Raw genomic sequence first — 18,877 nt, 5'->3', positions numbered from 1 at the left:
CATGCCAAGCCCGACCGTCACCCCCGAGAGCCCGGCCGCGCCGGGCACCTCACGCCGCGAACGCCGGGCCGCCGCGCGCGCCCGGCGCGCGGAGGGCCCGCCACGCCCGCGCTGGCCGAAGTTCGTGCTGTTCTTCGCGGCGCTGTTCCTCGTGGACGCCGTCCTCGTCGGCGGCGGGGTCGCCGACCGGCTGCTCAACGGCGGCACCGAGGACCTCTCCTCCGAGTCGGCGCGCGCCGCCGACGCCCTGGAGGCCGACTTCCCCACCAGCGAGCCGAACTTCGTGCTGCTCGTCGAGGCGCTCGACGGCGCGGGCGTGGACGACTCCGAGGTCGCCGCCGAGGCCATCGAGCTGAGCAACCGGCTCGCGTTCGAGCCCGACCTGTCCGGCGTCCTGTCGTACTGGCAGACCGGCGCCGACCAGCTGCGCTCGGACGACGGCCGGTACGCGATGATCCTCGCCCACATCGACGGCGCGGAGGACGACCAGCAGAACACGTTCGCCCGCATCGCCCCCGGCTACAGCGGCACGCCCGAGGGCGCCGAGCACATCGAGGTGCGCGTCGGCGGCCGGGTCGCCGTCCTCGAAGAGGTCCAGACCACCATCGAGGAGGACCTCCTCACCGCCGAGCTGATCGCCCTGCCGATCACCCTCCTCATCCTCATCCTGGTGTTCGGCGGCGTCGTCGCGGCCCTGCTGCCGCTCGGCGTCGGCATCGTCGCCATCCTGGGGACGAACGCGGCGCTGCGCGTCGTCACCGAGTTCACCGACGTCTCGGTCTTCGCGCAGAACCTCACGACGGCACTCGGCCTCGGCCTCGCCATCGACTACGCGCTGCTGATCGTCCGCCGCTACCGCGAGGAGCTGGCCGCAGGGCACGACCCGGTCGAGGCGGTGTCCATCACCGTGCGCACCGCGGGACGCGCCGTCCTGTTCTCCGCGCTCACCGTCGCCGTGTCCCTGTCCGCGATGCTCGTCTTCCCGCTGTACTTCCTGCGGTCGTTCGCCTATGCGGGCATCAGCGTCGTCGTCCTCGCAGCCACCGCCGCGCTCACCATCCTCCCGGCCCTGCTCGTCCTCCTCGGACACCGCGTGGACGCCCTGCGCATCCGGCGGCGCAAGACCGGGGCGGCGGCGGAGGGGACGCTGTGGCGGCGCCTGGCGAACGCCTCGGTGGGCCGCGCCCCGCTGTTCGCCATCGGCACCACGGTCATCCTCGTCGTCGTCGGACTGCCCTTCCTGAACGTCGAGTTCGGCACCACCGACGACCGCCAGCTCCCCCAGGGCTCCGAGGCCAGGGTGGCGCAGGACATCATCCGCTCCGACTTCGACAGCAGCGCCACCGCGACCGTCGAAGTCGTCGCGCGCACCGCCGACCCGGAGGACGACGCCGTCGCCGACGCCCTGGACGGCTACGCCCTCGCGCTCTCGCAACTGCCCCACGTCTCCTACGTGGACACCCCGGTCGGCACGTACGAGGACGGCGAGCAGACCGTGTCCGTCACCCCGGCGCACAACATGCGCGCCCTCGACGGCAGCAGCCACATCTCCGTCGTCCCCGACTCGGGCCTTGAGGTCAGCTCGGCGGAGGCCGGCGAACTGGTGCGCGGCGTCCGCGACATCAGCGCCCAGGCCGACTACCGCGACTTCGGCACCCTCGTCGGCGGCGACGCGGCGGTCCTGGAGGACAGCAAGGAGGCCATCTCCTCCCGGCTGCCCTGGGCGGCCCTGATCATCGTCGGCGCCTCGCTGATCCTGATGTTCCTGCTCACCGGCAGCCTCCTGATCCCGGTCATGTCGGTGGTGCTGAACGCGCTCAGCCTCACCGCGATGTTCGGCGCCGTCGTCTGGGTCTTCCAGGACGGCAACCTCTCCGGCTTCCTCGGCTTCACGGCCACCGGCACCATCGAGGTCACCCTGCCGGTGCTGATGTTCTGCGTCGCGTTCGGCCTGTCGATGGACTACGGCGTCTTCCTCCTCTCCCGCGTCACCGAGGAGTACCGCAGGACCGGCGACTCCCGGCAGGCCATCATCTCCGGCGTCCATCGCACCGGCGGTGTCATCACCGCGGCCGCCCTCATCCTGGCGGTCGTCCTCGTCGCCATCGGCACCTCGCGCATCACCAACACCAAGATGCTCGGCCTCGGCGTGGCGCTCGCCGTCATCGTGGACTCCACCGTCGTCCGCGGCCTGCTCGTCCCGGCCGTCATGCGGCTCGGCGGACGCGCCACCTGGTGGGCCCCCGCGCCGCTGCGCCGCTTCCAGCAGCGCTTCGGCCTGCGCGAGGAGCCGCTCGACGCCGGGCCGGCACCGGCGCCGGCCCCAGTCGAGACGCCGCGCAAGCCCGAGCCCGTACTGGAGGAGACCTCGTGACCGGACCCGTCCTGCGCCGCGTCGTCGTCACCGGGGCGACCGGGCTGCTCGGCACCGCGGTCGTCGGCCGGCTGCTCGCCGGCGGCAGCGAGGTCGTCGCCCTCGTCCGCGACCCGGACAAGGCGCGCCGCCTCCTGCCCGAGGGCGAAGGGCTGACCGTCGCCGCGGGCGACATCACCGACCCGGCCAGCTACCGCCACGCGCTCGCCGGCGCGGACGCGGTCATCCACACCGCCGCGTACTTCCGCGAGTACTACCAGCCCGGCGCCGACCTGCCGCTGCTGTTCCGCACCAACGTCGACGCCGTCACGGACCTGCTGCGCGCCGCCGTGGACAACTCGGTGCCGGTCGTCGTCCAGACCAGCTCCATCAACACCCTGGCGCCCGGCACCCCCGAGACACCGGCCGACGAGTCCGCGCCGCCCCCGCCCGACTGGGAGCGCAACGCCTACCGCGCCAGCAAGGTGCGCGCCGAGCGCGCCATCACGGAGTTCCTCGGCGAGGGGGGCAGGGACCTGCGCGTCCCGCTCGTCCTGCCCGGCTGGATGTGGGGCCCGGGGGACTCGGGGCCGACGTCGGCGGGGCGCCTCTTCCTCTCCGTCGCCAAGGGCGCCCTGCGCGCCGTGCCGCGCGCGGGCAACCACGTCGTGGACGCCCGCGACGTCGCCGACGCGTGCGTCCGCGCCGCCGAGAGCGGCCAGAGCCTGCGCCGCTACATCGTCGCCGGACGCTGGCAGCGGCTCTCCGCCACCACCCAGGGCGTCGCGGACGCGGTCGGCGTGTCCGCGCCCCGGGAGATCCCGGCGGCGGCCGCCCTCACGTTCGCGACCCTGCTGGAGACCTCGGCCAAGCTCCGCCGCCGCGAACCCGTCGCCACCCGCGAGGGCGTCCGCGTCCTCCTCGACGGCAACCGCACCCGTATCAGCTCGGCCCGTGTGCAGAACGAACTGGGCGTCACCTTCCGGCCCCTGGCGGAGACCTTCGCCGACGAGGCCGCGTACTACCGCGCCACGGGGCTGCTCGCCCCCGCGGGGAGCGGCGCATGACCCCGCACCCACCCCCGCCCACGACCCGCACCCAGCACCCGCACGGCCACGGAGCGCCGCGCGCCCCCAGGAGGTCCTGACCCATGCCCAGCACCAGAACCGTCGTCCTGGGCGCGGCGGCCACGCTGCTCGCGCTCACCCCCGCGTACTGGGCCGTCGCCGCCGGCTCCGAGACGGAGGAGGCGGCCGACCCGGCCGCCGTACGGGCCGCCGCCGAGGCCGACGCGGAGCAGGCGGCCGCCGACACCGCGGCGCGCCTGGAGGCCGAGGACATCGTGGACCTGCCGGTCTCCTTCACCGTCGTCAACCAGAACCGCACCCTCGCGGCCTGCGCGGTGGACGGCGAGACGTACACGGTCCGCGGCCACCTGACCGCCCCGCGCGCCCTGCTCGACCAGGCCGCCGCGGGCGAGGAGACCGCCATCACGCTCTACGAGCACGGCATCGCCGCCGGCGAGTGGTACTGGCGGCTCGACGCCGAGGGCTACCACCACGCCGAGGAGCTGGCCAGGCGCGGCCACGCCTCGCTCACCATCGACCGGCTCGGCTACGACTCCAGCGACCGGCCCGACGGCCTCGGCTCCTGCATTGGCGGCCAGGCCGACATGGCGCACCAGATCACCGAGCAGCTGCGCGACGGGAGTTACGACATCGAGGGCGGCGAGACGTACGCCTTCGACAGGATCTTCCTGGCCGGTCAGTCGAACGGCGGCCAGGTCGTCCAGATCGCCGCGTACTCGTTCCAGGACGTCGACGGGCTGGTCATCATGGACTGGACCGACCTCGGCCTCACCCCGCAGGCGAACGCGCGCTTCTTCACGTCGCTCCAGTCGTGCCTCCAGGGCGGCGAGGACGGCTACAGTTACTACGACCTCGGATCGGAGGAGTTCGCCACCGGCAACTTCAACGACACCGAACCCGAGATCCTCGAACTGGCCGTGCCGCACCAGAACGCGCACCCGTGCGGCGACATGGTCTCGCAGCTGGGCGGCGTGCTGATGGACGTCCAGCAGATCCCCGAGATCACCGTGCCGGTGCTCTTCCTCTACGGCGAGGAGGACGCCCGTGTCGAGGGCGGCGAGGAGCACGCGGCGCTGTTCACCGGCGCCGAGTCCACCGAGCTGGTCGAGATCCCCGAGGCCGGGCACTACATGGGCCTCGCCCGCCAGGCACCCCTGGTGCACGACACCCTCGCCGACTGGCTGGACCGGCAGGGCGGCTGATCGAAGGCGATCGCCCGCCCCCGCCCACTCCCCGTCCCCGGCCGGTCCCCACCCGTCCGTCTTACCAGCCCGTGCACACCGCCAGACCCCCGCCGGGGCCGGTCAGCGACCGGTCCCGGCGCGGCCCCGTCCGCTCGCACCACCCGCACCACCCCCGCTCGCACCACCGCACCATGTCCCGGCTTTCCCCGTGTCGTGACCCGTCACCCCCACCATCGACCCCCACAACGGTCAGACACATAGGAGTCCCGTCTCATGTCTGCATCACCGCCTCTGCTGCGGCGGCTGGGCACCCTCACCACGCGGCGACGGCGTGCCGTGCTCATCGCCGGAGCGGTCGTCTTCCTCATCGCGGCGGTCTTAGGCGCGGGCGCGCAGAGCGTCCTGTCGCTGTCGCGCTTCGAGGCACCAGGCTCCGAGTCCGACCGCGCGGAGGAGATCCTGCGCGACGAGTTCGAGGACGGCAGCCCCAACTACCTGCTGCTCGTGACCGCCACGAGCGGCACCGTGGACGATCCCGCCGTCGCCGCCGAGGGGCAGCGCGTCGCGTCCGAACTCGCCGCCCAGCCGCTGGTCACCTCGGTCGACTCGTACTGGGCCCGCGACAACAGCCCGACGCTCGTCAGCGAGGACCGCACGCAGGCCCTCGTCGTCGCCTGGCTCGCCGGGGACGCGACCGAGGTCCGCGAAGGACTCGCCGACGTCACCGAGGAGCTGGCCACCGGGGACGCCGACAGCGGCGACAACCCGGCCGTCACCGTCCAGGCGGGCGGCCAGGACGAAATCTTCCGGCAGGTCAGCGACACCTCGCGCGAGGACTTCCTGCGCGCGGAGGCCGTCATCATCCCGGTCGTCCTCGTGCTGCTCGTCTGGGCCTACCGGCGCTGGTCGGCGGCCGGACTGACGCTCGCCGTCGGCCTGTTCTCCGTGCTCGCGACGCTCGCCGTCCTGCGGGGCGTCACGGCGTTCACCGAGGTGTCCACGTTCGCGGCGAACCTCGCGCTCGTCCTGGGGCTCGGACTCGGCATCGACTACAGCCTGTTCGTCATCGCGCGCTACCGCGAGGAACGGATCGCGGGCCGCGACCGGCACGCGGCCGTCGTGCGGACGGTCGAGACCGCCGGGCGCACGGTGCTGTTCAGCGGCGTGACCGTCGCGGCGTCGCTGGCGGCGCTGTTCGCGTTCCCGTTCCCGTTCCTCCAGTCGTTCGCGTACGCGGGCATCGCCGTCGTGGCGACCGCCGCGTTCGGCGCCGTCGTGCTGCTGCCCGCGGCGCTGGCCGTCGTCGGCCGCCGCGTGGAGCGCAAGGACGCACCGGCCGCCGCGGCCGACGTCACGGCGGGCCGCTGGTACCGGATCGCCCTGCGCGTCATGCGCAAGCCGCTCCTCTACGGCCTGCCCGTCCTGGCCGTGCTGCTGGCCCTCGGCTCCCCGTTCCTCGGCGCACGCTTCGGCCTGCCCGACGAGCGCGTACTGCCCGCCGACGCCAGCGCCCGCGTCACCCAGGAGGAGATCCGGGAGAACTTCCCCACCGAGGAGAGCGACGCGCTCCAGATCGTCGCCCCCGGCGTCGGAGCCCCGGCGGAACGGACCGGCGAGACCGAGGACTACGCCCTCGCGCTGTCCGAGGTGCCCGGCGTCTTCCAGGTGGACACGTACACCGGCGCCTACCAGGAGGGCTCCCGCGTCGCCGAACCCTTCGGCGAGGCCGAGCGGTACACGGCCGACGACAGTCTGCGGCTCGTCGTCACCGCCGACCGCGCCGCCCTGGACGCCGACCTGTCCGACCTGGTGGAGGACGTCCGCGCCCTGTCCCCGCCGTACGAGGTGGCGGTCGGCGGCTTCCCCGCCGCCATGACGGACTTCCGCGCCGACCTCTTCGACCGGCTGCCGCTGGTCGTCGGCATCATCCTGGTGGTCACCTTCGTGATCATCTTCCTGATGACCGGCAGCCTCCTCATCCCGGCCAAGGCGACGGTCGCGAACGTCCTCAGCCTCAGCGTCATGTTCGGCTCACTGGTGTGGATCTTCCAGGACGGCAACCTGTCGGGACTGCTCGACTTCACCCCGGCCGGGCGCATGGAGCCGAGCATCCCCATCCTGATGTTCTGCATCGCATACGGGCTGTCGATGGACTACGAGGTGTTCATCATGGCCCGCATCAAGGACGAGTACGACCGCACCGGCGACAACACGGCCGCCGTCGCGGCGGGCATCCAGCGCAGCGCGCCGCTGATCACGGCCGCCGCCGGCATCCTGGCGCTGACGTTCGCCGCGTACGTCACCGGGCAGGTCGTGTTCCTGAAGGAGCTGGGCGTCGGCATGGCGCTGGCCGTCCTGGTGGACGCGCTGCTCATCAGGACGGTGCTCGTGCCCGCGTTCATGCGGCTCGCGGGCGACGCCAACTGGTGGGCACCTGGCCCGCTGCGGCGGTTGCACGAGCGCTTCGGCATCAGCGAGGGACCGTCGTCCGACGACCCACCGGGCACGGCGCGCGGCGCCGAACTCGCGGGCACCAAGGGGTAGCCGCCCCCCCGACGGCACGGCTCGGCCCGTGGGACGCATCCCACGGGCCGGGCCGCTCACGGCGGTTCCGGGTGGCGGCGGGGGAGGCGTGCACGTCTTCGGCGTACGCGTGTCTGCGCGAGATCGCACCCGGCTCCTCTTCCGGCAGGATCACGGCCGGGCACCTCGTCGTCTCTCCACCACGGGCCGCGCCGACGCGGGGACGTGGGCCGCCCCGGCAGAGGCGGCACGCCTCTCGGCCACGGTCAGGCGCCTGCCACGCGGCCACCGCCCGCCCTGCTCGGCCGCTCCACGCCGGAACCACCCGCGGGCGGCCCTCGCATCCCGCACTGCGGCTCCGTGCGGTCGGCGCCGTCCGTCCGCGGCGTATGCGCCGGGGCGTGAGCGCCGCGCCCGCTGCCATGGCCGCTCGTCCTCGGCCCGGCCCGTGGAGTCCCGGTGCCGCCCACGGGCGCCGATCACCGCTACAGCGCCCATTCCGCCCACCCCACGTGGGCAGCCGGACCCCATGGACCGCGTGCAGGCGCCCGCGCCGGGTCCTCCGGGACCCCATGCTCGCCGTCGGAGGCCCTCGACGGCCGGACGTTCCGGCCTCCTCCGGCACCCCCGGCCCTCCCGGCTGGGCAATCACCCAGGCGGACGAGCCTCGATGACCTGTCGGGACAGCGCTCACTCGAATGGATGAAATAGACCATGATCACTCATAGTGTCGAATGAACTGCGGCATGTAATCCTCGGCGCCGGGTGTCCCCCCGGAGCCCCGGCCGCCGGTCCGGTGGGACCGTCCGCCGGACGCAAGCCGATCCCGTCCCAGGACGGGACGTCCCCTTGGAGGCGTCATGCCCTTCCAGACGACCGCTCCCGCGCCGCTCGCCACCCAGGCCGAGCTGACCGCGCTGACCGCCCTGACCGCCGCGCCGGAGACCGAGATCAGCGGTGCTCCCGTCCACTCGCCCGAGGCCAGCGGCCTGCTGCTGCTCCTCCTCCTGCTCTCCCCGCGGGAGCCGAAGGAGTTCCGCAAGTAACCGGCGCCCCGTGCCGGTGAACCAACGAGAAACCGCGCCCGGCACCGCCGGCGGAAAGTGAGTCACCGATGTCGGAACCGGACGTCTCGCCCCAGGTGCAGTTCTCCCTGGCGACCGAGGCGCTGGCCGGGCGCGTCCTGGGTGCCCTCACGGGCACCCAGGGTCCCGTCCTCCCGGCGGCCCCCGGCGACACGAAGGCGTACCTCGCCGCCGTCCGCGTCCTCGGCCCCGATCTCTACGCCCCCGCGCTCCTGTGCGGCACGCCCCTCGACCCGGACGGGAACGAAGCCGTCACCGAGGCGTTCCGCGTGTTCCCGCCCAGCCCGGCGGACCCGCCCGCGACCGTGCGCCGCGACCGCGCGACGGCCGGGCTGCACCTCCGCTTCGGCGGGGACCCGCTCCCCGTCACCCCGGACAGCACCGACGCGTCCCCGTCCCCGGGCCTGCTCCCCGACACCCGCCAAGGGCTCCCGCCCTGGCGCGCCTGGTCCGCCCACCTCGCGCCCCTGTCGGCGCTCGCCCTGCCCGGCGCGGACGACGCGCTCCAGACCGAGGCGACGCGCCACTCGCGCGCGCTCGCCCTCGGCACCACCCGCGCCCTCCTGCGCCGCGACCACCCGACGGCCGCCCGCCTCGCGCGCTGGCTCGCCCTGACCGAGCAGCGCGGCGCCGTCCCCGCCCTCGACACCAGGGCCGTCCTCACCCACATCGACCTGTGCGGCGGCGGCAGCACGCGCGCCCGGCTCGACACCGCCGTCGCGCGTCTCCTCCTCGCCACGGCCGCCCCCCGCCCCGAGGGCAACGGCGCGGCCGAGCACCAGGAAAGGCCACCCGCATGACCCACCAGCCCCCCGGCCCGCCGTCCGTCCGCACCGTGGCCCACGGGATCGCCGCCTCCGCCCTCGGCTGGCTGCACGCCAACCGCCACCACGGCGCGCTGCCGCCCGGCACCACCGCCGAACTGGCCGACCCCGACAGCGTCTACAAGCCGCTCGGCGAATCCGCCCTCGCCGGATCGCTGGTCCTGCGCGAGGGCCTCGCCTCCGCCGCCGACCTGGCGGTGGCCCGCGAACTGCTCTCCTTCGCCTGGACCCAGCTCGGCGAGGGCGACCTGCTCTACGAACGCCAGCTGCGCTACATGGCGATGACCGACCCGCTGGAGGTGTACACCCACTTCGCACGCGCCGGTTACCGCCACGAGCGCCTCCACACCCTGCTGACCCACCTGCACGGCCTGACGTCCCTGCGCGGCGCCGAGCAGATGCCCAACCGCCGTCTCGCCGTCGCCAACGCCGCCCGTACCGCGGGCGTCGACCACGGCCTCGACTGGCCGACGCTCACCCGCGCCACCTGGCTCGGCCACACCCCCGAGCCCTGGGCCATCGACTGGATGACCGCCTACAGCGTCACGCACACCGTCTTCCACCTCACCGACTGGGGCGCCAGGCCCGAGGGCCTGCCCGACGAACTCCAGGACTACCTGATGACCTGGCTCCCCGTCTGGATCGACGTGTGGCGCGAGATCCAGGAGTGGGATCTCGTCGCCGAACTCCTCATCGTGGACTCCTGCCTGAGCGAGCCGCGCTGCGACCCGGGGGAGTGGGCCGTCCTGGCCGCCGTCCAGCGCGAGGACGGCATCGTCCCCCGCGACGGGCGGCCCGTGCCCGACGACCCCGAGCAGGCGTTCCGCGAGCACCACCACACGACGGTCGTCGCCGCCGTCGCCGGGACGCTCGCCGCCTCCCGCTTCCGCGGCGCCCCGGCCGCCGCCTGACGCCCGCGACGGCACACCGTGCGGGTCACACCGGGCCGTCGACGGCTCACACGGACGAGCGAACTTCCCCCGCGGCGCGCGCCCTTGCGGCTCCCGCCCCCGCCCCGCCGATTTCCCGCTGTTCCCGCGCATTGGCATAGGAACGTCCCCCGTACGGCGGCCATACTGGAAGGCGGAGGGGGCGGCGCAGCCGACTGACGGGGGGCGATGGACACGCTATGGCCGAAGGCATGCTGATCCAGGGCCGGTACCACCTGCTCGAACTCATCGGGCGTGGCGGCATGGGGGAGGTCTGGAGGGCACGGGACGAGGCGCTCGACCGGAAGGTCGCGGTCAAGTGCCTGAAACCGGTGGGACCGCGGCAGGAGGAGTCGTTCCTGCGCACGCTGCGCGAACGGTTCCGGCGGGAGGCCCGCGTCGCCGCCGCGCTCCAGCACCGCGGCGTCACCGTCGTCCACGACTTCGGGGAGTACGACGGGGTGCTCTTCCTCGTCATGGAACTGCTGGACGGCAGCAACCTCAGCGAACTCCTCGCCGGCCGCGACGGCACCCCGCTGCCCGTGCCCGACATCGCCGACATCGCGGAACAGGTCGCCGTCGCCCTCGCCTACACCCACGAGCAGGGCATCGTCCACCGGGACCTCAAACCGGCCAACATCATGCGGCTCACCGACGGCACGGTGAAGATCTGCGACTTCGGCATCGCCCGCCTCGCCGACACCATGGGCCTCACGTCCAAACTGACCAGCGTCGGCATGGCGATGGGCACCCCGCACTACATGTCGCCCGAGCAGATCGCCGGTGTGGACGTCGACCACCGCAGCGACCTCTACTCCCTCGGCTGCGTGCTGTACGAGATCACCACTGGTGCGCCGCCGTTCGACCTCGGGGACCCCTGGTCCATCCTCATCGGCCACCGCGACACCCCGCCGGAACCGCCCAGCGTCCGCCGCCCCGACCTCCCGGCCGAACTCGACGCGTTCATCCTCACCCTGCTCGCCAAGGACCCCGACGACCGGCCCGACGACGCCTCCCAGCTCGCCAAGGCCCTGCGGCCCGTCGCCCATCCGCCCGCCGCCGCCCCCTGGGTGCCCCACCAGCAGCGCCCGGCCGAACGCCTCCCCGCCTGGACCCGCGGCATGCGCGCCGGGTCGCGCGCCTCCGGCTCCTGGGCCACGCGCCTGCCCCCGCCCGACCGTTCGGCCGGACTCACCGGCCAGTGGACCGGCATGGTGCCCACCCTGGTCCGCCCCGCCCCCGCCGCCGCGCGCGGCCAGGGCCGCGAGTACCTGGCCCTCCTGGAGAGCCACCACCGCGCCGCCCTCGACCTCGGACGGCAGGGGCGCTGGCAGGAGGCGTACGACGTGCACCGCGCCGTCGCCGGGGCGCGCGAACAGGCACTCGGCCCCGAGGACCCCGCCACCCTCGCCGCCCACGACGCCGCGTACCACGCCCTCGGCCGCCTCGGCCGCTGGGAGGAGGCCCTAGCCGGCCACCTCCACGTCGCCGGGTCCCGCGCCCACGTCCTCGGCCCCGAGGCGCCCGCCACCCTCGACACCCACTACGAGATCGCCGTCTGCCTCGGCCGCCTCGGACGCCCCGACCAGGCGCTCCAGCTGTACGAGACGCTGATCGCGGCCAGGGCGAGGACGGGCGGCCCCACCCACCCCGAGACCCTGCGCGCCCGGCACGGCCACGGCATCAGCCTCGGCCGGCTCGACCGCTGGGACGAGGCGCTCGCCGAGGCGCACGAGGTGTGGACCCTGCGCGCGTCCAGCCTCGGCCCCGACCACCTCGACACCCTGGTCAGCCGCCGCGAGATGGCCGTCGCCCTCGGCTGGCTCGGCCGCTGGGAGGAGGCCCTGTCCGTCTACCGCGAGGTGCGCCGGGCGCGCGAGCGCATCTTCGGCCCGCGCGACCCCGACGCCCTCGCCAGCCGCAACGACGAGGCGCTGTGCCTGGAGCAGCTCGGCCGCACCGCGGAGGCCGCCGAACTGCACCGGCAGGTGGCCGCCCTGTGGGAACGAGGGACCCCCGGCGCGTGACGCGGCCCACGTACCATGGCGGCATGTCGTTTCTCCGCCGCCGCAGCGCCGCTTCACCCGCAGGCCCCGACTTCGACGTGCTCGCCATGGACCCGGGGGACTGGCCTGGAGTGCTCGGCGCGGGACTGCTCCCCGCGCCGGACGGCAGCTGTCAGGGCGTGGTGCTGCGGTACGACCTCTTCGGCGGACGCGGCCCCGCCATGGTCATCGGCAACCTGCCGGAGGGCTCGCCCGCCCGGGAGGTCTCCGAGGGCGACGTCCCCTTCGAGGTCCACCAGCTGCTCGCGGCCCTGGAGATCGACGAGGAGGTCGAGGCGACCGGCACCGAGGAGGTGCCCGTGATGCACGAGGACAGCCTGCTGATCGTCCGGCGCATCACGTGCAGCGAGAGCCGGGTGTCCTGCGTCCAGTTCGACCGCAGCGACGGCGTGCTCGTCACGATCGCCAGCTGGGACCGGCCGATCACCGACGAGCTGTACCAGCTGCTGAAGCCGCTGCCCGCCGAGATGTTCCAGCGCTGAAGGACCCGCCTCAGCGGCCCGCCTCGTCCGCCTCGTCGGCGAACTGCTGGAAACGCGCCTCCTCCACGTCCAGCCGGTGCTGCACCTGGCTGAGGGCGCGTGAGCTGTAGACCCCCTTGGCGCGGGCGGCCAGCGCCGCCGCCCGTTCGGCCTCCAGGACGCGCAGCCGCAGCCGGACGTACTGCTCCCGCCCGGTCTCCAGCGCCTCACGGTCCGCCTCGCCGACGGGCCCGGGCCCCCGGCCGCGGAAGGCGAAGTCGGACCGCACCCGGGAGACGATCGCGGGGTCGTACACCGCACCGCCAGGGGCCGGCCGCTCCGCCGCGTCGAGCACGTCCGAGGCCGCCGCGCCGAGTTCGCCGAGCAGCCGCGCGTACTCCTCCCGCAGCCGCTCCGGATCGTCCCCGGGAACCCGCACGGCGCGGATGACCCAGGGAAGCGTCAGCCCCTGCAGGAGCAGCGTGGTGACGGCGACGACGAACGCGATCAGGACCAACTGCGGCCGGTACGGGGTGTCCTCCGGCAGCGTCTGCGCCGCCGCCACGGTGATCGCGCCGCGCATCCCCGACCACGCGAGCACCACCCCGCCCCGCCAGCCCAGCGCCTCCCGCAGCATGAAGTCGATCCTCGCCACCACCTGCGCCGTCCGCTGCTCGATCCGCCGCATCCGCTTCTCGCTGACGCGGCGTTCCTCCTGGAGTCCCGCCAGCCGCTCCTGCATGCGGGCGAGGTGCGGCTTCGCCCGCGCGGCGCGGCGCTCGTCGTTGCGCAGGGCGGCGACGAGCGGGGCGACGAACACCATCCGCACGACGATCACGAACGCCGACGCGAGCAGCCCGATGGCCAGGGCCCGCCCCACGCCGAGGCCCTCGTCGTGGACCTCGTCGAGGAGGCCGTGCAGGCTCAGCCCCATCAGCAGGAAGATTCCGCCCTCCAGGAGGAACGCGAGGGTGCGCCAGTTCGTGGCCTCGGCGAGCCGGTCCACCGCGCGGAGGCGCTCCGGGCTGCGATGGCCCGTCACCAGACCGGCCACCACGACCGCGAGCACGCCCGACGCCTCCAACTCCTCGGCGGGCACGAAGGCGACGAAGGGGACGACGAAGGAGATCGCCGTGTTGAGGACGGAGTCCTCCAGGAGCGCCCGGACCCGCACGTTCACGACGCCCACCACCGTGCCCACGGCGACGGCGAGCACCACCGAGTAGACGAAGTGCCCCGCCACCTCCGCGAGCGTCACCGACCCGGCGGTCGCCAGCACGGCCGAGCGCAGCAGCACCAGCGCCGACGCGTCGTTCACCAGCCCCTCGCCCTCCAGCACGGTCAGGAGCCGGGCGGGCAGGCCCAGCCGCCTGCCGACGGCGGTGGCGGCCACCGCGTCCGTCGGGCTGACGACCGCGCCGAGCGCGAACGCCGCCGGCCAGCCGACGCCGGGCAGCAGGAGGTGGAACAGCCACCCGGCGCCCAGCGTCGTGACCGCGACCAGCAGCACGGCCAGCCCGCTGATGGGCTTGACGTTCCGGCGGAAGTCGATCGCCGGCACGTTGACCGCCGCCGAGTACAGCAGCGGGGGGAGCGCTCCGGCCAGGACCCAGTCGGGCTCGATCTCCGGCCGCGGCACCCCCGGCACGAAGCTCACCGCGATGCCCACCACGACGAGGCCGAGGGGCGCGGCCAGGCCCAGCCGTTCGGAGAACGCGGCGACGGCCACGATCGCCACGACGCCGACGACGGCGATGAGGGTCAGTTCCATACGGTCTTCCGGCGCGTGGTCCTCGGGCGGCGGAACCGGGCGGCACCGCCCCTGGGCCCGGCGCGCGGCGGCGCGTTCGCCGCGCGCGTCGCACCGACCCTACACGCCACCCCCGACACGGGCGGTGACCTGCGCCCGTCCACCCCCACCGCGGCCCGCCGCGTCCCAGGGTCCGTCCTCCGGATCTCCCTGGCACGCTCTGCCGGCTACGGCACTTCGCCGCGTTGTCGCCTCGCGAAGAGTACGTCCGAGTACGAGCTGCGATGCTCCGCCTTGCGAGGCACCGCGGCCCGATCCGACACAACCAGGAGGACGGACCCTAGCGGGTCCCCACCGCGGCGCGCACCGCGCGCCTGGCCAGCGCCCAGTCGTCGTGCAGCCGCCGCAGCCGCAGCCGCTGCTCCTCGCCGTACGACAGGCCGCCGGGCGGCGCCACCACGGCGTCCCGCATCGCGCGCTGCACGTTCTCCTCGCACTGCCGGATCTCCCGCGTGAGGACCAGCATCAGGTTCACCAGGAACGCGTCCCTGCCGCCGCGCCCGTCCGCGTGCGCCACCTGGCTGATGCGGCGCCGGGTGCCCGTCGCCTCGCCCAGCTCGGTCCACAGCGTCGCCAGGTCGTACCCCGGCAGGTACCAGCCCGCCGAGTCCCAGCCGACCAGCACAGGTCCCGTCGGCGACAGCAGGACGTTCCCCAGCCGCGCCGCGCCGTGGCTGAACTCGCGCGGCAGTTCGCGTCCGGGCCTGGCGAGGCCGCACAGCAGCGCGTGCAGATCGCTCACGTCACGGTCGGTCAGCAGCCCCAGGGCGTGGAACCGCGTGAGCTGCGCCGGGTAGTTCACGGCATCGGGGAACGCGTCCTCCGGCGGCGACCAGGAGTTGACCCGGGCGAGCGCCTGCAGCATCGCGCGCTGGTCGGCCGACGACGGCACGCCCACCGGATGCCGCCGCTGCGCGGCCGCCCGGCCCGGCACGAACTCCGTCAGCAGCGTGCAGCGGTGCGGGTCGTCCGCGATGAGCCGCGGCACGCGCACCGGCGGCCTCAGCCGGACGAACGTCCGGTAGGCCGCTATCTCCAGCCGGAACCGCTCCGCCCGCGCCCCGCCGCGCTCCGGCAGGCACTTCGCGACCACGGCCCGCCGCCCCGCCGTACCGGCCAGGACGACGGAGGGGCCCGCGTCCCGCAGCACCTGCGCGGGGCTGAACTCCGGGCAGATCTCGTGCACGGCCGCCAGCGCGTCGCGCAGCCGCTCCCCTCGCGCTCCCGAGAAGTCCAGGCGCCCTCCGGCCGCCCGCCCCGGTACCGCGCGGCGGTGTCGGAGGGAACGGTCGTCGGGGCCCGGGGCGTACGGCTCGCCTGCCGTGCCGCGCGACTGCGGCCGGACCCGGCTGGCCACGGGTGAGGGTGACGGATACATAAGCGGGCATGGTCCCTTCGTGTGCCGGAAGGTTCACGGCGCCCTCCGGCCCGGCGGAGCCGGGCACCCCTGGGGAAGTGCCGGCCGGTGCCGGACCGGAGTGACGCGGTGTCTACATCACTCCCTCTTACGGGTGGCACACCACGTGGCGCACCCTGGCGAACCCTGGCGAATGCGGTTGGGCGCGTTGCGCGTTGGCTACTGTCAACTCAGCCGAGATCCTGGGGGCTTGACGTGAGCAGCAGAAGCAACACCCGCCTCGCGGACCTCTTCCGGCTCACCGGATGGTCCAAGGGCGAGCTGGCCAGACTCGTGAACCGGCAGGCGGCGGCCCAGGGCTGCCCCCAGCTGGCGACGGACACCTCGCGCGTCCGGCGGTGGATCGACATGGGGGAGATCCCCCGCGATCCCGTTCCCGAGGTGCTGGCGACGCTGTTCACCGAGCGACTCGGCCGTGTCGTGACCATCGAGGACCTCGGGTTGCGCCGGCCGGGAGAGGCGGGGAGCCAGCCGTCCCCGCGCGGACTCCCGTGGTCGCCGGGTCGCACCGCCGCGGTCCTCACCGAATTCACGGGAATGGATCTCATGCTCAACCGACGCGGCATGGTGGGCGCGGGCGCCGCGCTCGCCGCGGGATCAGTGCTCAGCGATGCCCTGTACGACTGGCTCGGCGCCCCCCTGGGCGCCCCCCCACACGGTTCCCCGCACGACGCGGACGCCGCCGGTCTCGACCGGTACGAGGCGGCGCCGGTCGGGTCCGACGAGATCGACGCCCTGGAGCACTCGGTCGAGGTGTTCCGGGCCTGGGACGCCGCGCGCGGCGGCGGACTGCAGCGCAAGGCGGTGGTCGGCCAGCTCAACGAGGTGGGCGGCATGCTCGCCTACCACAACCCGGCCGCCGTCCAGCGGCGGCTGTGGGGCGTGGCGGCCAACCTGGCCGTCCTCGCGGGCTGGATGTCGCACGACGTCGGCCTCGAACCCACCGCGCAGAAGTACTTCGTCATCGCCGCGCACGCCGCGCGCGAGGGCGGCGACCGGCCGCGCGCCGGGGAGGCGCTGTCCCGCGCCGCCCGGCAGATGGTGCACCTCGGCCGCCCCGACGACGCGCTCGACCTGATGCAGCTGGCGCGTTCCGGCATGGGCGACGAGGCCCTGCCGCGCACCCGCGCGATGCTCGCGACCATCGAGGCGTGGGCCGAGGCGGCGCGCGGCCAGGGGCAGGCGATGCGCCGCAGGCTGGGCGAGGCGGAGGAGCTGTTCGTCTCCGACGACGGGGACGTGCCGCCGCCGAGCTGGATGCAGATGTTCGACGAGGCGGACCTGCACGGCATGCAGGCCCTGGCCCACCGGACGCTGGCCGAGCGCGAACCGGCCGCCGCCCGCACCGCCGAGCGGCACGCCAAACGGGCGCTCGACCTGCGCGACGGCGCGAAGGCGCGGTCCCGGCTGTTCGACCAGATCTCCCTCGCGTCCGCCTGCCTGATCGCGGACGACCCGGAGCAGGCGGACCGCTCGGCGCGGCTGGCGCTGGCCAGCATCGGTGAGAACTCGTCGCACCGCACGTGGGACCGCCTGCGGGAGATGTACCGGCTGACCGGGCGGTACGCGGGCCAGCCCCGTATCGCCGAGCTGCGCGAGGAGCTGGAACAGGCCATGCCCGCGCCCCGGCGCACGGACACCTCGGCCCTCGGCACGCGCCTGATCTGACCGCGCCTGCTCCGACGAGGTGCGGGCGCCGTGCGCGGCGCCCGCACCCGGCACGGCCACGTCGTGTCGTCGGACGCCGCGCGTCGCGAGGCACCGGAGCGCCCTGCGCACCGGGACACGCCCTAGGGTCCGACGCGCGCCACCAGGACGCAGGCCTCCTCCTCGCGGTCCGCCTCGCCGCACGCCCCGGTGATCACCCGCAGCGCCTCCTCGGCGGACCCGGCGGCCGACAGCCGGGGCGCGAGCGCGCGCAGGCGCGGGTCCCCCGCGTGGTCGGGCGCCCCCGCCCCCGGGATGGCCGAAAAGAGACCGTCCGTGTGCAGGACGAGTACGTCGCCCGGTTCGAGCCGGTCGGTGCGCTCGGCGTAGCGCGCGTCCGACACGGCGCCGAGCAGCGGACCGGCCGGACGCGGCAGCGCGCGCCCCCGCCCGTCCCGGCACAGCAGCGGCGCCGGATGCCCGGCCTGCGCCCAGGTCAGCGTCCGGGCCGCCGGGACGTACCGGCAGCACAGGACACTCGCGAGCACCGGCTGCTCGCCCCGGTCGAGCAGGTGGCCGACGTGCCCCAGCAGCGGTCCTGGGCCCGCCCCGGTCAGCGCGATACCCCAGATGCCGCCGAGCGCCGTCGCCGTGTCCGCGGCGGCCCCCGCCCCGTTCCCCGACAGGTCGCCCACGCTCAGCAGCACCCCGCCGCCCGGCAGGCCCAGCACGTCGTGCCACTTGCCGCCGGTGGCGCCGCCCCGCCCGCCGAGCAGGAGGCGCGCGGCCAGTTCGAGCGTCCCCGGCGCGACCGCGCGGCGCGGCGGCACCGGCGCGCGCCGCCCGCCGCCCACGTCCTCGATCCGCGCCCACATCGCGACGGTCCCGCCCACCGCGTCCACCACGGGCTCGCCCGCCATGCGGACCGTGCGCAGCGTCCCGTCGGACCGCACGACGCGGAACTCGCAGTCCATCGCCCGCCCGTCCACCAGGCAGCCCGTGACCGCCGCCGTCAGGACGGGCTGGTCCTCCGCCGGCAGCCAGGAGGGCAGCTCGTCCAGCGTGAGCGGCCCGTCGTCCGGCGCCCTGCCGAAGATCGCGTAGAGGCCGGGCGACCACCGCGCCTCGTCCGTGAGGAGGTCCCACTCGGCCCGGCCGGTGCGCGCGCCGCCCGGCGCGGGCCTGGGCCGCTCCAGCGCCCCGCCCGCCTCGTCGAGCTGTCCCATCGCCGCCTCCCACCGGTCGCGGGGCCGCCGCGCCGCGTGCGCCCCTGGTCCTCACGTGCCCGCCGTGCCCGGCCGTCGCCGCCGTCCGCGCGGGGCGCCGCCCGGCAGGGGCGGAAGGGCGCGCGGGGACCCCGCGGGCACGGGCCCGGCCACGCGGTACGGCCCGCCACGGCAGACCCAGACTCTCGCACAGCCCTACCCACTCCGCGCGGGAATCAGCCGCCCGGGACCGCCGTTCGTTAGGGCCCAGGCGCCTCGGGATGG

The 18,877-nt window shown here is 74.8% G+C and carries 13 protein-coding genes; 10 read left to right on the top strand and 3 right to left on the bottom strand.

Going from position 1 to position 18,877, the window contains the following annotated elements; all coding sequences use genetic code 11:
- The first annotated feature begins 1 nt into the window (after position 1).
- From ACIBPC_RS12250 to ACIBPC_RS12210, 9 genes are all read left to right on the top strand, one after another.
- Complete coding sequence (locus ACIBPC_RS12250; protein WP_398843473.1) at positions 2-2,374, top strand: MMPL family transporter; 2,373 nt, start codon at positions 2-4, stop codon at positions 2,372-2,374.
- On the top strand, positions 2,371-3,420 hold the full coding sequence (locus ACIBPC_RS12245) for an NAD-dependent epimerase/dehydratase family protein (RefSeq protein WP_398843470.1): 1,050 nt from the start codon (positions 2,371-2,373) through the stop codon (positions 3,418-3,420). The genes ACIBPC_RS12250 and ACIBPC_RS12245 overlap by 4 nt, the downstream gene beginning before the upstream one ends.
- An 83-nt stretch (positions 3,421-3,503) precedes the next feature.
- Positions 3,504-4,643, top strand: a complete 1,140-nt coding sequence (locus ACIBPC_RS12240) for an alpha/beta hydrolase (protein ID WP_362958877.1) — start codon at positions 3,504-3,506, stop codon at positions 4,641-4,643.
- Positions 4,644-4,898: 255 nt separating this feature from the next.
- Positions 4,899-7,169, top strand: coding sequence for an MMPL family transporter (locus tag ACIBPC_RS12235; RefSeq protein ID WP_398843468.1), 2,271 nt, complete (start codon positions 4,899-4,901; stop codon positions 7,167-7,169).
- 839 nt (positions 7,170-8,008) lie between these two features.
- A complete protein-coding gene (locus ACIBPC_RS12230) occupies positions 8,009-8,194 on the top strand; it encodes a hypothetical protein (RefSeq protein WP_362958883.1) in 186 nt (61 codons plus the stop codon).
- A 68-nt stretch (positions 8,195-8,262) separates the two neighbouring features.
- Positions 8,263-9,033: a hypothetical protein gene (locus ACIBPC_RS12225; RefSeq protein WP_398843465.1), complete on the top strand. Its 771-nt coding sequence runs from the start codon at positions 8,263-8,265 to the stop codon at positions 9,031-9,033.
- The gene (locus ACIBPC_RS12220) at positions 9,030-9,968 is read left to right on the top strand and encodes a DUF6895 family protein (protein WP_398843462.1); all 939 of its coding nucleotides are present in this window, start codon (positions 9,030-9,032) and stop codon (positions 9,966-9,968) included. Before ACIBPC_RS12225 ends, ACIBPC_RS12220 begins: the two co-directional genes overlap by 4 nt.
- 218 nt (positions 9,969-10,186) lie before the next feature.
- The gene (locus ACIBPC_RS12215) at positions 10,187-12,013 is read left to right on the top strand and encodes a serine/threonine-protein kinase (RefSeq protein WP_362958892.1); all 1,827 of its coding nucleotides are present in this window, start codon (positions 10,187-10,189) and stop codon (positions 12,011-12,013) included.
- A gap of 23 nt (positions 12,014-12,036) precedes the next feature.
- The gene (locus tag ACIBPC_RS12210; RefSeq protein WP_362958895.1) at positions 12,037-12,534 is read left to right on the top strand and encodes a hypothetical protein; all 498 of its coding nucleotides are present in this window, start codon (positions 12,037-12,039) and stop codon (positions 12,532-12,534) included.
- A 10-nt stretch (positions 12,535-12,544) separates the two neighbouring features.
- On the opposite strand, the gene ACIBPC_RS12205 is transcribed toward ACIBPC_RS12210, so the two are convergent.
- Positions 12,545-14,284, bottom strand: coding sequence for a cation:proton antiporter (locus ACIBPC_RS12205; RefSeq protein WP_398843459.1), 1,740 nt, complete (start codon positions 14,282-14,284; stop codon positions 12,545-12,547).
- A 319-nt stretch (positions 14,285-14,603) separates the two neighbouring features.
- Positions 14,604-15,701, bottom strand: a complete 1,098-nt coding sequence (locus tag ACIBPC_RS12200; RefSeq protein WP_362958902.1) for an aminoglycoside phosphotransferase family protein — start codon at positions 15,699-15,701, stop codon at positions 14,604-14,606.
- 234 nt (positions 15,702-15,935) lie between these two features.
- Here ACIBPC_RS12200 and ACIBPC_RS12195 point away from each other — a divergent pair, with 234 nt between their 5' ends.
- On the top strand, positions 15,936-17,408 hold the full coding sequence (locus ACIBPC_RS12195; protein ID WP_362958905.1) for a hypothetical protein: 1,473 nt from the start codon (positions 15,936-15,938) through the stop codon (positions 17,406-17,408).
- A 122-nt stretch (positions 17,409-17,530) separates the two neighbouring features.
- On the opposite strand, the gene ACIBPC_RS12190 is transcribed toward ACIBPC_RS12195, so the two are convergent.
- Positions 17,531-18,613, bottom strand: a complete 1,083-nt coding sequence (locus tag ACIBPC_RS12190; protein ID WP_398843454.1) for a SpoIIE family protein phosphatase — start codon at positions 18,611-18,613, stop codon at positions 17,531-17,533.
- Positions 18,614-18,877: the final 264 nt, after the last annotated feature.

Origin of the sequence: Streptomyces sp. NPDC049879 (assembly GCF_044461265.1) — a bacterium.
In the GTDB taxonomy this organism is placed as follows: Bacteria; Actinomycetota; Actinomycetes; order Streptomycetales; family Streptomycetaceae; genus Streptomyces.
This window is presented reverse-complemented; position numbering and strand designations above follow the sequence as displayed.